Origin of the sequence: Variovorax flavidus (genome assembly GCF_030317145.1) — a bacterium.
GTDB classification, from domain to species: domain Bacteria; phylum Pseudomonadota; class Gammaproteobacteria; order Burkholderiales; family Burkholderiaceae_C; genus Variovorax; species Variovorax flavidus.
The window spans coordinates 178,622-193,377 of sequence record NZ_JASZYE010000004.1; the positions used below are offsets into that span (position 1 = coordinate 178,622).

13 protein-coding genes are annotated in these 14,756 nt (G+C 66.9%); 9 read left to right on the plus strand and 4 right to left on the minus strand.

All coding sequences use genetic code 11. The features are described 5' to 3' along the window. Positions 1 to 14: 14 nt before the first annotated feature. Genes QTH90_RS20760 through QTH90_RS20795 form a run of 8 tightly spaced genes read left to right on the plus strand, consistent with a single transcriptional unit; the run spans position 15 to position 9,503 of the window. On the plus strand, positions 15 to 2,993 hold the full coding sequence (locus QTH90_RS20760) for a formate dehydrogenase subunit alpha (protein ID WP_286666461.1): 2,979 nt from the start codon (positions 15 to 17) through the stop codon (positions 2,991 to 2,993). A gap of 13 nt (positions 2,994 to 3,006) precedes the next feature. Then, positions 3,007 to 3,627 (plus strand): formate dehydrogenase FDH3 subunit beta, encoded by a 621-nt coding sequence (gene fdh3B, locus QTH90_RS20765; RefSeq protein ID WP_286666462.1) that lies wholly within the window; start codon positions 3,007 to 3,009, stop codon positions 3,625 to 3,627. After that, positions 3,624 to 3,872, plus strand: coding sequence for a hypothetical protein (locus QTH90_RS20770; protein WP_286666463.1), 249 nt, complete (start codon positions 3,624 to 3,626; stop codon positions 3,870 to 3,872). The genes fdh3B and QTH90_RS20770 overlap by 4 nt, the downstream gene beginning before the upstream one ends. Positions 3,873 to 3,884: 12 nt before the next feature. Then, complete coding sequence (locus QTH90_RS20775; RefSeq protein ID WP_286666464.1) at positions 3,885 to 5,105, plus strand: formate dehydrogenase subunit gamma; 1,221 nt, start codon at positions 3,885 to 3,887, stop codon at positions 5,103 to 5,105. Beyond that, entirely contained in the window at positions 5,102 to 5,506 is a 405-nt protein-coding gene (locus tag QTH90_RS20780; protein WP_286666465.1) for a hypothetical protein, read from the plus strand. Before QTH90_RS20775 ends, QTH90_RS20780 begins: the two co-directional genes overlap by 4 nt. Beyond that, positions 5,503 to 6,366, plus strand: a complete 864-nt coding sequence (locus tag QTH90_RS20785) for a formate dehydrogenase accessory sulfurtransferase FdhD (protein WP_286666467.1) — start codon at positions 5,503 to 5,505, stop codon at positions 6,364 to 6,366. Before QTH90_RS20780 ends, QTH90_RS20785 begins: the two co-directional genes overlap by 4 nt. 47 nt (positions 6,367 to 6,413) lie before the next feature. Next, positions 6,414 to 8,930, plus strand: a complete 2,517-nt coding sequence (locus QTH90_RS20790; RefSeq protein ID WP_286666468.1) for an ABC transporter permease — start codon at positions 6,414 to 6,416, stop codon at positions 8,928 to 8,930. A 12-nt stretch (positions 8,931 to 8,942) separates the two neighbouring features. Beyond that, entirely contained in the window at positions 8,943 to 9,503 is a 561-nt protein-coding gene (locus QTH90_RS20795) for a GNAT family N-acetyltransferase (protein ID WP_286666469.1), read from the plus strand. Between the two features lie 535 nt (positions 9,504 to 10,038). Here the strand turns inward: QTH90_RS20795 and QTH90_RS20800 are convergent. Continuing rightward, on the minus strand, positions 10,039 to 11,064 hold the full coding sequence (locus tag QTH90_RS20800; protein ID WP_286666470.1) for an isopenicillin N synthase family dioxygenase: 1,026 nt from the start codon (positions 11,062 to 11,064) through the stop codon (positions 10,039 to 10,041). Positions 11,065 to 11,103: 39 nt separating this feature from the next. On the opposite strand from QTH90_RS20800, the gene QTH90_RS20805 reads away from it, so the two are divergent. Then, the gene (locus QTH90_RS20805; protein ID WP_028249144.1) at positions 11,104 to 11,523 is read left to right on the plus strand and encodes a group II truncated hemoglobin; all 420 of its coding nucleotides are present in this window, start codon (positions 11,104 to 11,106) and stop codon (positions 11,521 to 11,523) included. A 15-nt stretch (positions 11,524 to 11,538) separates the two neighbouring features. Here QTH90_RS20805 and QTH90_RS20810 read toward each other — a convergent pair whose 3' ends face one another. The 3 genes from QTH90_RS20810 to QTH90_RS20820 are packed head-to-tail and all read right to left on the minus strand — an operon-like array spanning position 11,539 to position 14,749. Then, positions 11,539 to 12,195 (minus strand): Smr/MutS family protein, encoded by a 657-nt coding sequence (locus tag QTH90_RS20810; protein WP_286666471.1) that lies wholly within the window; start codon positions 12,193 to 12,195, stop codon positions 11,539 to 11,541. Between the two features lie 23 nt (positions 12,196 to 12,218). After that, positions 12,219 to 14,168 (minus strand): sensor histidine kinase, encoded by a 1,950-nt coding sequence (locus QTH90_RS20815; protein ID WP_286666472.1) that lies wholly within the window; start codon positions 14,166 to 14,168, stop codon positions 12,219 to 12,221. Further along, entirely contained in the window at positions 14,078 to 14,749 is a 672-nt protein-coding gene (locus QTH90_RS20820) for a response regulator transcription factor (RefSeq protein ID WP_286666473.1), read from the minus strand. The genes QTH90_RS20815 and QTH90_RS20820 overlap by 91 nt, the downstream gene beginning before the upstream one ends. Positions 14,750 to 14,756 lie beyond the last annotated feature (7 nt).

Sequence of the window (14,756 nt, forward strand, 5' to 3'; positions counted from 1 at the left end):
CGAGGCAACACACGATGCTATTGACCAAAAAAGCGTCAGGCGCCACGCGTGACGGCGCCTCTCCCTCCACGTCGCCCTTTGTCCACAGCCTGCGACGCGGCCTTTCCAACGCGCTGCCGACCATGGACCGGCGTTCCTTCCTGCGCCGTTCGGGGCTGGGGGTCGGCGTCGGCCTCGCGGCCGGCCAGCTCACGCTGCTCCGCAAGTCCAATGCGGCCGAAGGGCGGCCGACCGCCGTCGGCGCCGGCAAGGTCGAGGTGCGGCGCACAGTCTGCTCGCACTGCTCCGTCGGCTGCGCATCGGATGCCGTGGTCGAGAACGGCGTGTGGGTCCGCCAGGAGCCGGTGTTCGACTCGCCGATCAACCTCGGCGCACACTGCGCCAAGGGTGCGGCGCTGCGCGAACACGGCCATGGCGAATACCGCCTGCGCTATCCGATGAAGCTCGTGAACGGCAAGTACGAGCGCATCAGCTGGGACACTGCGCTCGACGAGATCACCGCCAAGCTCAAGGAGCTGTCGAAGGCCAGCGGCCCCGACTCTGTCTACTGGATCGGCTCCAGCAAGCACAGCAACGAGCAGTCCTACCTGCTGCGCAAGTTCGTGAGCTTCTTCGGCAGCAACAACTGCGACCACCAGGCCCGGATCTGCCACTCGACCACCGTCGCGGGCGTGGCGAATACATGGGGCTACGGCGCCATGACCAATTCGTACAACGACATGCGCAATGCAAAGGTCGCGCTGTACATCGGCTCCAACGCCGCCGAAGCCCATCCGGTGAGCATGCTGCACATGCTGCATGCCAAGGAAAACGGCTGCAAGATGATCGTGGTCGATCCGCGCTTCACCCGCACCGCGGCCAAGGCGGACGAGTACGTGCGCATCCGCTCGGGGTCGGACATTCCCTTCCTGTTCGGCGTGCTGCACCACATCTTCAAGAACGGCTGGGAAGACAAGAAGTACATCAACGATCGCGTCTTCGGCATGGACGAAGTGCGTGCCGAGGTGCTGGCCAAGTGGACGCCGGACAAGGTCGAGGAGGCCTGCGGCGTGAAGGAAGCGCAGGTCCTCAAGGTCGCGACCTGGCTCAACGAGAACCGTCCCGGCACCATCGTCTGGTGCATGGGCCAGACGCAGCACACCATCGGCAATGCCATCGTGCGCGCGTCCTGCATCCTGCAGCTGGCGCTCGGCAATGTCGGGACGTCGGGCGGCGGCACCAACATCTTCCGCGGCCACGACAACGTGCAAGGCGCCACCGACGTGGGCCCGAACCCCGATTCGCTGCCCGGCTACTACGGCCTGGTCGAAGGATCGTGGAAGCACTTCGCGGCAACCTGGGGCGTGGACTTCGACTGGATCAAGAGCCGCTTCGCCTCGCCCGCGATGATGAGCAAGCCCGGCATCACCGTGTCGCGCTGGATCGACGGCGTACTCGAGAAGAACGAGCTGATCGACCAGGATTCGAACCTGCGCGGCGTGTTCTATTGGGGCCACGCGCCCAATTCGCAGACCCGCGGCCTCGAAATGAAGCGGGCGATGGACAAGCTCGACCTGCTGGTGGTGGTCGACCCGTATCCTTCGGCCACCGCGGCCATGGCCGCCATGCCCGGGCGGCCCGAAGACCTGAACCCCAACCGCGCCGTCTACCTGCTGCCGGCTTGCACGCAGTTCGAGACCAGCGGATCGTGCACGGCGTCAAACCGCTCGCTCCAGTGGCGCGAGAAGGTCATCGAGCCGCTGTGGGAAAGCCGCAGCGACCACATGATCATGCAGCAGTTCGCCGACCGCCTCGGATTCGGCAAGGAACTGAGCAAGAACTACAAGATGCAGAAGGTCAAGGGCTTGGACGAGCCCGTGCCCGATGACATCCTGCGGGAGATCAACAAGTGCTGCTGGGCCATCGGCTATACCGGCCAGAGCCCTGAGCGCCTTCAGGCCCACATGCGCAACATGGGTGCGTTCGACGTGCGCACGCTCAAGGCGAAGGGCTCGATCAAGGACAAGATCAACGGCTACGACATCGCGGGCGACTATTTCGGATTGCCGTGGCCCTGCTACGGCACGCCCGAACTGAAGCACCCGGGTTCGCCCAACCTGTACGACACGTCCAAGCACGTCATGGAAGGCGGGGGCAACTTCCGCGCGAACTTCGGCGTGGAGCGCAACGGCAAGAACCTGCTGGCCGAGGACGGATCGCATTCGCTCGGCGCTGCCATCACGACCGGCTACCCGGAACTCGACCACCTGCTGCTCAAGAAGCTCGGCTGGTGGGATGAACTCTCCGACACGGAGAAGGCCAAGGCCGACGGCAAGAACTGGAAGACCGACAGTTCGGGCGGCATGATCCGCGTGTTCATGAAGAACCACGGCTGCCATCCCTTCGGCAACGCCAAGGCGCGTGCCGTGGTGTGGAACTTCCCCGATGCGATTCCGCAGCATCGCGAGCCCCTCTATGGCACGCGGCCGGATCTCGCGGCAAAGTACCCGACGCACGACGACAAGATGGCCTTCTGGCGCCTGCCCACGCTGTACAAGAGCGTGCAGCAGCGCAACATCGCGGACAAGATTGCGGAGAAGTTCCCGTACATCATGACCTCCGGTCGCCTGGTCGAGTACGAGGGCGGCGGCGAAGAAACGCGCTCCAACCCCTGGCTCGCCGAACTGCAGCAGCAAATGTTCATCGAGATCAACCCGCGGGTGGCGGCCGAGAAGGGCATCCGCGACGGCGAGCGCGCCTGGGTCCACACGCCGACCGGCGCGCGGCTCAACGTGCAGGCGCTGGTAACCGAGCGCGTCGGTCCCGACACGGTGTTCATGCCCTTCCACTTCTCCGGCCACTGGCAGGGGGCGGACTTGCTGGCCCACTACCCGAAGGGTGCGCACCCGATCGTGCGCGGCGAGGCTATCAACACCGGCACCACTTACGGCTACGACAGCGTGACGATGATGCAGGAAACCAAGACGACGGTGTGCAACGTCGAGAAGGCATAAGAGAGGAATCCCCATGGCAAGAATGAAATTCGTCTGCGATTCCGAGCGCTGCATCGAATGCAACGGCTGCGTCACGGCCTGCAAGAACGAGAACGAGGTGCCCTGGGGCGTGAACCGCCGCCGCGTGGTCACGCTCAACGACGGGGTGCCGGGCGAGCGCTCCATCTCCGTGGCCTGCATGCATTGCTCCGACGCGCCCTGCATGGCGGTGTGTCCGGTCCAGTGCTTCTATCGCACTGAAGAAGGCGTGGTGCTGCACGACAAGGACGTGTGCATCGGCTGCGGCTATTGCTCCTATGCCTGCCCGTTCGGGGCGCCCCAGTTCCCGTCGCAAGGCACCTTCGGTGCGCGCGGCAAGATGGACAAGTGCACCTTCTGCGCCGGCGGTCCGGAAGAAAACGGCTCGCAGGCCGAGTTCGAAAAGTACGGCCGTAATCGACTGGCTGAAGGCAAGCTGCCGGCCTGCGCCGAGATGTGCTCGACCAAGGCGCTGCTCGCGGGCGATGGCGACGTCGTCGCCGACATCTTCCGCACGCGCGTGGTCCATCGCGGCAAGGGCGCCGAAGTCTGGGGCTGGGGCACCGCCTACGGCTCGCAGACGGCCGGTACGCCGACCAACGGAGTGTCGAAGTGAAGCGCGCGTTCGCAACGGCGGCGCTGATTGCGGCGGCGGTACTCCTGGGTGCCTGCGGCGAGAAGCCGCAGACGAATGCGCACGGCGTCCGGCTGGACGCCGCGCCGTGGACCGGTACGGGCACGCAGCCCAACACCGGAACGGCTTTCACCGCCAGCGGCTGGCAGCCAGGTGACAGGGCGTCCTGGGAGCAGCACCTCAAGGTGCGCGCCCAGAACCAGAACGAATACAACCGGATCAACTGACCCGGAGGTTGAATGAGACAAGTGCTTAACGCCCTGGCGATGGTCGCGGTACTGGGCTGTGGCATCGCCAATGCACAGACGCCGGACCCGTCCGCCGCACCCACCGCGCCGGCAGCCGCTGCACCCGCTGCACCCGCACCCGCGCAGGCGGCTGGTGGCATCCGCAGCCAGAACATCTTCGACGTCAGGCCGGAAGCCAGCGCCGACCCGAACTTCCTCAACCAGACCAATGGCGAGCGCCAGCGGGTGCAGCCGGGCAACAACGCGCCGATGTGGCGCCAGGTGAGCGGCGGCGTCACGGGCTTCAGCAGCCTGCCAGTCAGCGAGGCCCCCGAGGCCGGCAATCTGATCCAGCGCTTCGTCCAGTATCCGGGCTCGCACTACACGAACGCCGGCGAGGCATGGCGTCAGGTGCGGAACAACTGGATCATTCCCTACGGTGCCGCACTGCTCTTCGTGACCTTGCTCGCCCTGGCAATCTTCTATTTCACGCGTGGCACGATCGGCCTGCACGGCCAGGAAACCGGCCGCAAGATCGAACGCTTCACGCCCTTCGAGCGGGCGACGCACTGGTCGAACGCGACGGCCTTCGTCGTGCTGGCGATCTCCGGCATCGTGATGGCGTTCGGAAAATTCTTCCTGCTGCCGGTACTCGGCGGTGCGTTGTTCGGGTACCTGGCCTATGTGCTGAAGACCGTGCACAACTTCGTCGGCCCGCTGTTCGTCGTCACCACGATCTTCATGATCTTCACCTTCATCCGCAGCAACTGGCCCAGCAAGGATGACCTGATCTGGCTCAGGCATGGCGGCGGTCTGTTCGGTGGCGGCTCGGAACCGCCGTCGCATCGCTTCAATGCGGGCGAGAAGCTGGTGTTCTGGGGTGGCGTGCTGTTCCTCGGCAGCCTCGTGATCGGCTCGGGGCTCTTCCTCGACAAGCTGCTGCCGGGCTTCGTCTACACGCGCGGCCAGATGCAGATCGCACACATGATCCACGCCGTCGCCACGCTGTGCATGATGGCCCTGATCCTGGGCCACATCTACATCGGCACGCTCGGTATGAAGGGCGCCTACAAGGCGATGCGCGAAGGCTATGTCGACGAGACCTGGGCCAAGGAGCATCATCCGCTCTGGTACGACGACGTCGCAGCCGGCAAGATTCCGGCGCAGCGCAGCGGCCAGGCGCGCGAACATGCGCCCGTGCAGGGCGTCCGGGTCGAAGGAAATCCCTCATGAAGAAAACCCTGAACCTCTGCGGCGTCCTGCTCGGCTTGGCCGTCGCATCCAGCGCCGTCGCCAAGCTGCCCGCACCGGCTGGCACCCCCGAAGCCAAGCTCAAGGCGGCCGAGACCGCCGCGAAGACGGCCTGGAGTGGGAAGGTCGACGCCTACCAACTCTGCCAGGCGCAGACCCGTGTCGCGAACCATGTGCGTGAAGGCCTGGTCGCCGCCGGAAAGCCCGTGCCGACCCCCACGCCGACGCCGCCTTGCGCCGATCCGGGTCCCTTCGCCTTCGCGCCGCCCGCCGAAGTGAAGCCGATCGAAGCCTCGGGCGCCCATTCACCCGCGACGACCGCCGCTTCGCCGCCGAGTTCCAACCAGACTTCGGCCGAGACGAATCCCGCGCCCAAGAAGTGAGGCTGCCACGCCTGACGCAGGCCCAGGCCCCGCTCACGCGTGAGGTCGAGATCGTCGATGAGCTTGGGGAACGGGGCCTCGTCTCCATCCCTGCCGAACGCGACCTGACGGTCTACGTCGACCGCCGCGAACTCGTCACGCTGATGACGCTGGGCGCGCAGCCCGAACTGCTGGTGCTCGGCTACCTGCTGAACCAGCGCCTCATCGAATCGGCAGCGGACGTCGATTCCATCACCGTCGACTGGGAAGTCGGCGCAGCGGCCGTCAAGACGCACACCGGCATCGACCGCATCGAAGAGCGCACCGCGAAGAAGGTGGTCACCACCGGTTGCGGTCAGGGCAGCGTGTTCGGCGAACTGATGGCCGGCATCGACCGGCTCCAGTTGCCCGGCACGCGCATGACGCAGGCGCAGCTTTATTCGCTCGTGAACGCGATCCGCCTCCAGGAGAGCACCTACAAGTCGGCCGGGTCGGTACACGGCTGTGCGCTCTTCACACTCCGCGACGATGGCATCGAGGTGCAGATGCAGTGCTTCATCGAGGACGTGGGCCGCCACAACGCCATCGACACCATCGCCGGCTGGATCGCCATGCAGCCGCCGAGCCAGCTGGCCGGCGGGCGCGTGTTCTACACCACCGGCCGCCTGACCAGCGAGATGGTCATCAAGTCGGCGCAGATGGGCGTGGCCATCGTGGTGTCGCGCAGCGGCATGACGCAGATGGGCCACGAGGTCGCGACGCGCGTGGGCCTTTGCGCAATCGGGCGCGCGACCAACCGGCGCTTCGTCTGCTATGCCGGTGTGGATCGGCTCGTGCTTCAGCCGGAACTGGCCGGCGCGCGGCGGGCGGCTACCGCCTAAGACCTTCGGTTTGGCGGGCGCTGGCCGCTCGGCTATCGTCGTGCCCCATGAACGCATTCCTCCGCCTTGGCTGGCGCACGCTCTGGCGCGATCTTCGCGCGGGCGAGCTTCGTCTCCTGATCGTTGCCGTGTTGCTGGCGGTGGCTGCGCTCACGGCCGTCGGCTTCTTTGCCGACCGGCTCAAGGGCGGCTTGCAACGCGACGCGCGCCAGTTGCTGGGCGGGGATGCAGTGCTCGCAACCGACAACCCGACGCCGCCCGTATTCATTGAACGCGCGCGATCCCTGGGCCTGGAGGGTGCGAGCACCTACGGGTTCCCGACCATGGCACGAGCCGACGAAGCGCAGGGCGGCGCCAGCAAGCTGGTTGCCCTCAAGGCCGTCACGGCAGGCTACCCGCTGCGAGGCAATCTGCAGGTGAGTACCGATCCGGCGGCTCCGGGCCAGATCACGCGCGACGTGCCAGCGCCCGGCGAGGCCTGGGTCGATGCCTCGCTGCTCGATTCGCTCTCGCTCAAGGTGGGCGACACGCTGTTGCTCGGCGATGCCGGCCTGCGCATCGCGCGCGTGATCACGCTCGAACCCGATCGAGGCGCCGGCTTCATGAGCTTCGCGCCGCGCGTCATGCTCAATCAGGCCGACGTGCCGCGCACGGGCCTCGTGCAGCCGGCGAGCCGCGTGAGCTATCGCTTTGCGGTGGCCGGCGAAGCGGCCGCGGTGAAGCGCTTCAGCGACTGGGCCGAGGCGACGATCAAGAAGGGTGAGGTGCGCGGCGCGCGTCTCGATTCCTTCGAGAGCGGCCGCCCCGAGATGCGCCAGACGCTGGACCGCGCGGAGAAATTCCTCAATCTCGTCGCATTGCTTGCAGCGTTGCTCTCGGCTGTGGCTGTCGCTCTGGCCGCGCGCGGCTTCGCGGCCAGCCACCTCGATGATTGCGCCATGCTGCGTGTGCTCGGCCAGAGCCAGCGCACCATCGCCGGCGCCTATGCCTTCGAGTTCGCGGTGATCGGCGTGATCGCCAGCGCGCTGGGCGTGGCCATCGGGTTTGGTGTGCACTACGCGTTCGTGGTGCTGCTCGCGGGGCTGGTGCAAAGCGCGCTGCCCGCACCGACGCTCTGGCCGGTCATCTTCGGCTTCGGCGTGGGGCTCACGTTGCTGTTCGCCTTTGGCCTGCCGCCGGTGCTGCAACTCGCGCGCGTGCCGCCGCTGCGCGTGATCCGGCGCGACGTGGGCAACCTGAAGCCCGCATCGATCGCCGTGCTCGGGCTGGGCGTCGCAGGTTTTGCCGCGCTGCTCGTGGCCGCCAGCAGCGACCTGAAGCTGGGGCTCATCGCCGTCGGCGGCTTTGCGGCAGCCGTGGCCGTGTTCGCGTTGCTGAGCTGGATCGCGGTGATCCTTCTGCGCCGCAGCGTCAACGAGACCACGGCGCCGCGCTGGCTGGTGCTCGCCACGCGCCAGATTTCCGCGCGGCCCGCGTATGCGGTGGTGCAGGTCAGCGCACTGGCTGTGGGCTTGCTCGCGTTGATCCTGCTGGTGCTGTTGCGCACGGACCTCGTGTCGAGCTGGCGCAAGGCCACGCCGCCGGATGCACCGAACCGCTTCGTCATCAACGTGATGCCGGACCAGAGCGACGTGTTCCAGAAGACGCTGCGCGACAACGGCGTGCGAAAGTTCGACTGGTATCCGATGATTCGCGGCCGCCTGGTGGCCGTCAACGACAAGCCGGTGTCGCCCGACGACTACCTGGACGATCGCGCGAAGCGGCTGGTCGATCGCGAGTTCAACCTGAGCAACAGCGTCGACGCACCGGCGCACAACATCGTCACTGCCGGCACGTGGAAGCCGGGCGCGGCGGGCGAGGTGAGCGTCGAGGAGGGTCTCGCCCAGACGCTGGGCCTGAAGCTCGGCGACACGCTGCGCTTCGACATCGGCGGCATGCAGAACGACGCGCGCATCACGTCATTGCGCAAGGTCGACTGGGGATCGATGCATGCGAACTTCTTTGTGATGTACACGGTGGCCTCGCTGGCCGACGTGCCGGTCACGTACATGGGTGCGTTCCGCGCGCCCGACGTGAAGGGCTTCGACAACGCGTTGGTGCGCACCTATCCGAACGTGACCAACGTCGACATGAGCGCAACGATCGGGCAGGTGCAGCGCGTGCTCGACCAGGTGATCCGCGCGGTGGAGTTCCTGTTCGGCTTCACGCTGGCGGCGGGGCTGGTGGTGCTGTTCGCGGCCGTCACTGCCACGCGCGAGGAGCGCGCCCGCGAGTTCGCGGTGATGCGTGCGGTGGGTGCGCGGGCGAGCCTGCTGCGGCAAGTGCAACGCGCCGAGCTGGTGGGCGTCGGCCTGCTGGCGGGCTTCCTGGCGAGCATCGTGGCCTCGGTCATCGGCTGGGCGCTCGCACGCTTCGTGTTCGACTTCACGTGGACCGCGTCACCGCTGGTTCCCGTTGCAGGTGCGCTGGCAGGTGCTGTCCTGGCGCTCGCAGCCGGCTGGTGGGGGCTGCGCGAGGTGCTTCGTCGACCCGTGGTGGCGACGCTGCGGCAGGCCGCGGAATAGGTGCGCTGGCGGATGGCTGAGTGCATCGAGTTCGACACCGAACGCCTGCATCTGCGGCAATGGCGGGCCACCGATCGGGAACCCTTCGCGCAGCTGAACGCCGATCCGCGCGTGATGGAGTTCTTCCCCGCGCCGCTCTCGCGCGCCGAGAGCGATGCGGTGGCAGACCGTTGCGCGCAGGGCATCGTGGAAAGAGGCTGGGGGTTCTGGGTGGTCGAAGAACGCGCGAGCGGGAATCCCATCGGCTTCACCGGACTGAATGTGCCAAGGGCCGATCTGCCGTGCTCTCCGTGCGTCGAGATCGGCTGGCGGCTGGCGCGTGAGTATTGGGGCAAGGGCTATGCGACAGAGGCTGCACGGGGCGCCTTGAGAGTGGGGTTCGGGCGGCTTGCCTTGCCGGAGATTGTTGCTTTCACTGCGGTGCCCAATTTGCCCTCGGAAGCGGTGATGAAACGGCTGGGGATGGTGGCTGATGGGACCTTTGAGCATCCGGCGATTCCTGGGGGGCATCCGCTTCGCTTGCATAAGCTCTACCGGCTTGCGCGTGACGCCTGGCTTGCTCGGGGCTTGTAGGTCCAGGGTTTTGAAGGCGTTGGGGGGCGTCGTCGGGCGGTGTGCCCTGTGCCGGCCGACGTCACCGGCCGCTTCGCGGCTTCCCTGCGCTGCTCGCGGTACGCGGGGTCCGCGCAAACTCGCTTCGCTCAAACACGCGCGGCCCTTTTTCCGCGTACCGCTGCGCTGCTCGGCGGTGCCTCAACGGCCGGCCCAGGGCACACCGCCCGACGACGCGGGACGCTGCGGTCGAACTGTCCGCTTCAATGGTTGTGAATGCGCGCAGGCTGGGACGTTGGAGGCGCGCAGAACCGTTGCACACCCCAAAGCTCGGTAGGCGGTGCGGGTTGGGCGACCCCTCTACGCCGCCGAAGCGCGCAGCTTCAGGCGGATCAGGGCCGCGCGTGTTTGAGCGCAGCGAGTTTGCGCGGACCCCGCCTGAAGCGAGCACTGCAGGGCAGCCCGAAGGGCCGGTGTAGCGGGGTCGACCGGCCCGCACCGCCTACCGGGCGCCCCTCCAAGGAAAAGGAAAACAGCCCCAAAACAAGGCCACAACCTAAAGAACTTCATCCCGAAGCTGAGGAAACACCTTGGACACTTTGGCAAGCAAGTAGTCACCGTACTTGCCGCTGAAGGCATGCACATTCGCGCGATCCCAGCGTGCAGCACTGTCATCCTGTGCATTGGCACCGACAAGTCCTTCGATGCGTTGCACACGCGCCTCGAAGTTGGGGTCGAAGAAGAGCGGAAAGGACAGCCGATCGCGACCCGAGGTGTTGCGCGTCACGCGGTGCGGCGTCGATTTGTAGAGCCCGCCGGTCATGCGGTCGAGCATGTCGCCGATATTGCAGACGAAGGAATGCGGCACCGGCGGTGCTTCGATCCACCCTTCCGGCGTGCGCACCTGCAGACCGCCCACATCGTCCTGGCGAAGGATCGTGAGCAGGCCATAGTCCGTGTGCTCGCCGACGCCCCAATGCACGTCCATGCCATCGGGCACCGGCTGGGTCGGGTAGTTGAAGATGCGAAACAGGATCAGCGGATCGGCCGTATAGCGCTCGGCGAAGTACGTCGCCTGCAAGCCAAGGCTCAGCGCGATGCCTTCTATCAAACGATGGCCCAGCCGCGTGACCGCGTCGATGTAGGCGAGCACGGTGTCGCGGAATCCTTCGATGTCCGGAAAGAGATTTGGCCCGTGCACCGGCGTGCGAGCCCGCACCAGCGGATGGTCTTCAGGCAGTTCGGTCCCGAGATAGAGGCCTTCCTTCCAGTCAGGCCGGCCCGAGGTCAATTCGCCTGCGAGCGGGAAATAGCCGCGCCACGCGCGTCCGCCCAGCGCCATCCGCCACTGCATCTTGGCGGCCTCGTCGAGTGCGAAGAAACGGCGGCTCAGGTCTTCGAGCCGCTCCACGAGGCCCTCGTCGACGCCATGGCCCGTGACATAGAAAAAGCCGTGCGCACGGCATGCGGCGCCGATCCGTGCGGCCACCTCGTCGCGACCGGGGGAATCGGCCACCAGCGCCGAAACGTCGATGACGGGCAGGGCATCGCTGCCGGAGGAGGGTGGGGTCAAATCACGCATGCCCCGATGGTGCCGCAAGTCTTGGAGACAATGTCACCCATGCAAATTCAGGATAAACCGCCGTTCGACACGCCCTTCGAATGGATCGGCGGCGAAGACAAGGTCCACGCCCTGGTCGAACGCTTCTACGATCTCATGGACCTCGAGCCGGCCTACGCGCAATTGCGCGCCGTGCATGGCACGACGCTGGACAACGCGCGGCAACGCCTTTTCTGGTTCCTCTGCGGCTGGCTCGGCGGCCCGCAGCACTACACCGACCGCTTCGGCCATCCGATGCTGCGCGCCCGCCATCTGCCCCAAAGCATCGGCGGCCACAGCATCGGCATCAAGGAGCGCGATCAATGGCTCGCGTGCATGGACCAGGCGATGGGTGAAACCGGCGTGCCGGAAGACTTGCGTGAGCGCCTGCGCGGGTCCTTCTTCCAGACCGCCGACTGGATGCGCAACCGCGGCGAGTAGACCGCTGGGCGCCGGTCAGCGCCGCGACGGTGCCAGCAGCACCACCAGCGCCCCCGCACCGCCTTCAGCCGGCTTGGCCTGCACGAAGGCCAGCGTTTCGTTCTTCTGGATCAACCAGCGCTGCACCTTCGCCTTGAGCACCGGCTGCTTGCCCGGCGAGCCCAGGCCCTTGCCGTGCACCACGCGCACGCAGCGCAGACCCTGCTTGTAGGCCTCGCGGATGAAGGCGCCGAGCGCGTCGCGTGCTTCGTCGCTGCGCATGCCGTGCAGGTCGATTTCGCGCTGGATCGACCACTCGCCCGCACGCAGCTTGCGCGTCACATCGGTGTTGATGCCCGGGCGGCGGAAGCTCATCGCATCGTCGGTGTCGAGCAGGGTGCTCACGTCGAATTCGTCGGACAACGATTCGCGCATCACGCGCTGCTCGTCCAACTGCTGCTGCACCGGGATGGGCGCCGGAGGCTCGGGCGCCAGCGGCACTGCCGCCTTTTGCCGCAGGGGCTGCGTGGCGCCGATCGCGCGGGAGAAGAGGTCCTGGTCGGCCAGGCGCTTCTTCTGCTCCGCCGCTTGCGCCGCGGCTTCAGCCGCGTCGCGCTCGCGCTGTTCGGCGAGCGAGCGTTGCACCTGCTTCAGGTCGGCAAGGCTCTTGAGATTCTTGGATTTGGCGGGCATGGAAATTGGGCGATAGAGAGGGCTCAGGCAACAACCGCGGCCTCGATGGGACAACGCAGTTCCATTGTGGTTCCCGAGGTGCCGGAGCGGATATCGAGCGTTCCGCCCAGGCGCGCGGCGCGGGCGTGCATGTTCTTCAGTCCCATGCCAGCCGATGAGCGAGACGCGGCATCGGGCGCAAAGCCTTGCCCATTGTCCCGGATCGAAAGGGCAAGCTGCCCCTGCCTGGCGTCGATGCGGATGTCGACCCGGGTAGCGCAGCTGTGCTTGAGCACGTTGGCGAGCGCTTCCTGCAACACGCGCAGGAAATCGAGGCCGCGCTTGCCGGTGAGCTGGCAGGTCTCCAGGCCTTCGAGGCTCCAGTGGCATTCGATGTTCGCCGCTTCCAGCAGGCGGGTGCTCCGGTGGCGCACCGGCACCAGCCGCTCGGCCAGTTCGTCGGTGTCGTCGAAGGCCGAGCTCTCGATGATGAGGCGCAGGTCGTCGTTGACTTCCTTGAGCGCCCACAGCGCCACGCCATCCACTTCGCCCTCACGGTTGCCCAGCGTGTGGATGTGGCTGCTCAGGGTCATGCCCAGCCCATCGTGGAGGTCACGCACCAGGCTCAGGCGTTCGGTCAGCCGGGTCTGGACCAGCTCGGCCGCGTGCTGGCGGCTCAGGCCGTCCGCGAGGCGACGGGTGGCTTCGTCGACGCGCTGCCGCAGCTCGGCATTGAAGTTCTCCACCAGCCGCAGGCCCTTGACCATGCGCCAGGTCAGCGCAAAGGAGATGCCTAGAAGCGTCGCACTGGCCGACAGCGGCGCGTAGTAGCGGTTGCCGGGCAGCCATTGGAGGAACACCAGCGTGTCGTGCGCGGCCGCCACCACGGGGAGCATCAGGCACAGCGCCAGCACTGCAACCTCCATGCGCCGCGAACGGAATGCGTGCCGCACGATCAACGCGCAGCCGCCGAGGTAGATGGCCAGCGTGCCGAGCACCGTGGCGCTGCGCACCGGCTCCTGCAGGGCTTGCGGCGCCAGGATGAGTGTCGCGATGCACGCGCCGCCGACAGCCAGGATCGACCACTGCAGGCGTCGCCCCGCGAGATCGCAGAAATGCAGCGCGAAGAGGAAGAAGGAGGTGAGGCTGGCCAGCAGCGTGACGTGGTTGGCGCGCTGGAATGCATCGGTGCTGGCAAAAGGCCAGGCTTCCACCGCGACGAAGTTGTACGAGAACAGCACCCACAGCAGCGAGAACAGGCTGAACCAGCCGTACGAGACCTCGGCACGCCGCAGAAGCCAGAGCATGCCGTAGACGATGCCCATCACCAGCGTCAGGCCGATGCCGACGAGCTGCAGCGTTCGCTGCATCACGTTGATCTGCCGGAAGGTCGATTTGACGAGGGCGGGTTCGCCGCGCGACACCGCGCCGAGTCCGGGTTGGTACGCCGACATGCCCGACACGCGCACGAGCAGTTCGTTGGTGCCGGGCCGCAGGAGCGGCGCGTCGAGCAGCCAATGCCGCGGCATGTTCCAGGAGCGCGACAGCGGCTCCGCCAGGTGGGTATCGCGTCCGATCAGGCTGCCGTTCAGGTACATGGCGCCGGCCATGTTGACGTACTCGACCATCAGGCCGAGCGGCTGCACCTGCGATACATCTGCCGCCTCGGTCCAGCGGAGCCGGTACCAGACCACGCCGTCGAAGCCGGGCCAGCGCGTGGCCCAGTTGTCCGGCAGGGTGACCGTCGTCCAGCCGCCGGATGGGGGAGAAGTGGCGTTCCAGTCCGACCGCACGGCCTCGACCTGATCGAAGCTCCGGGACAGCGGCGTCGCCGCATCGGTCGGCGCGCCGTGGGCGGCGGTGAAGACGAACAGGCAGGCGACAAGCAGGCCTGCCCGGCGGATCAGGGCAGCAAGCCGTGCGCGCGCGCGCTGTAGACCGCGCCAGCACGGGACCGCACCGCTAGCTTGCGGTAGATGTTCTTGGCGTGGCATTCGACTGTGTTGATGGACAGGGACAGGCTCCGGGCGATCTCGCGGTTGCTGTGACCCTGCGCGACCAGCCGCAGTACATCCATCTCGCGTTCGCTCAGTTCGGCGGTGGCCGCCGCCGGTGCGGGGGCCGCGTCGATGGTAGCAAGCGCCGCCGCCGGCTGCGGCGCCGCCATGAGCTTGAGGATGCGGCGCGCGATCACCGGGTCGATCGGCGCGCCGCCGCGCTGCATGCTGCCGAGGGAGAGTTCGAGTTCCATGTCGCTGCCGTTCTTCAGCAAATAGCCGACGGCGCCGCCGCGGATGGCCTGCAGCACCGTGGCATCGTCGCCCAGGCTGGAGACCACCACGGCATCGACATCAGGCGCATGGGTCTGCATCCACGGCAGGAGATCCAGCCCGCTGCCGTCGGGCAGGCCGACGTCGAGCAGCGCGAGGTCGAAATGACCTCGCGCCAGTTGCTCGCGCGCCTCGGCCAGCGTTCCGGCCATGGCGCAGCGTGCCTGCGGTGCGGCCTGGGCGGCCACGCGTTCCAGGCGATGGCGCACGGCCTGGTCATCGTCGACGATCAGAATTTCTTCCACTGCGGCC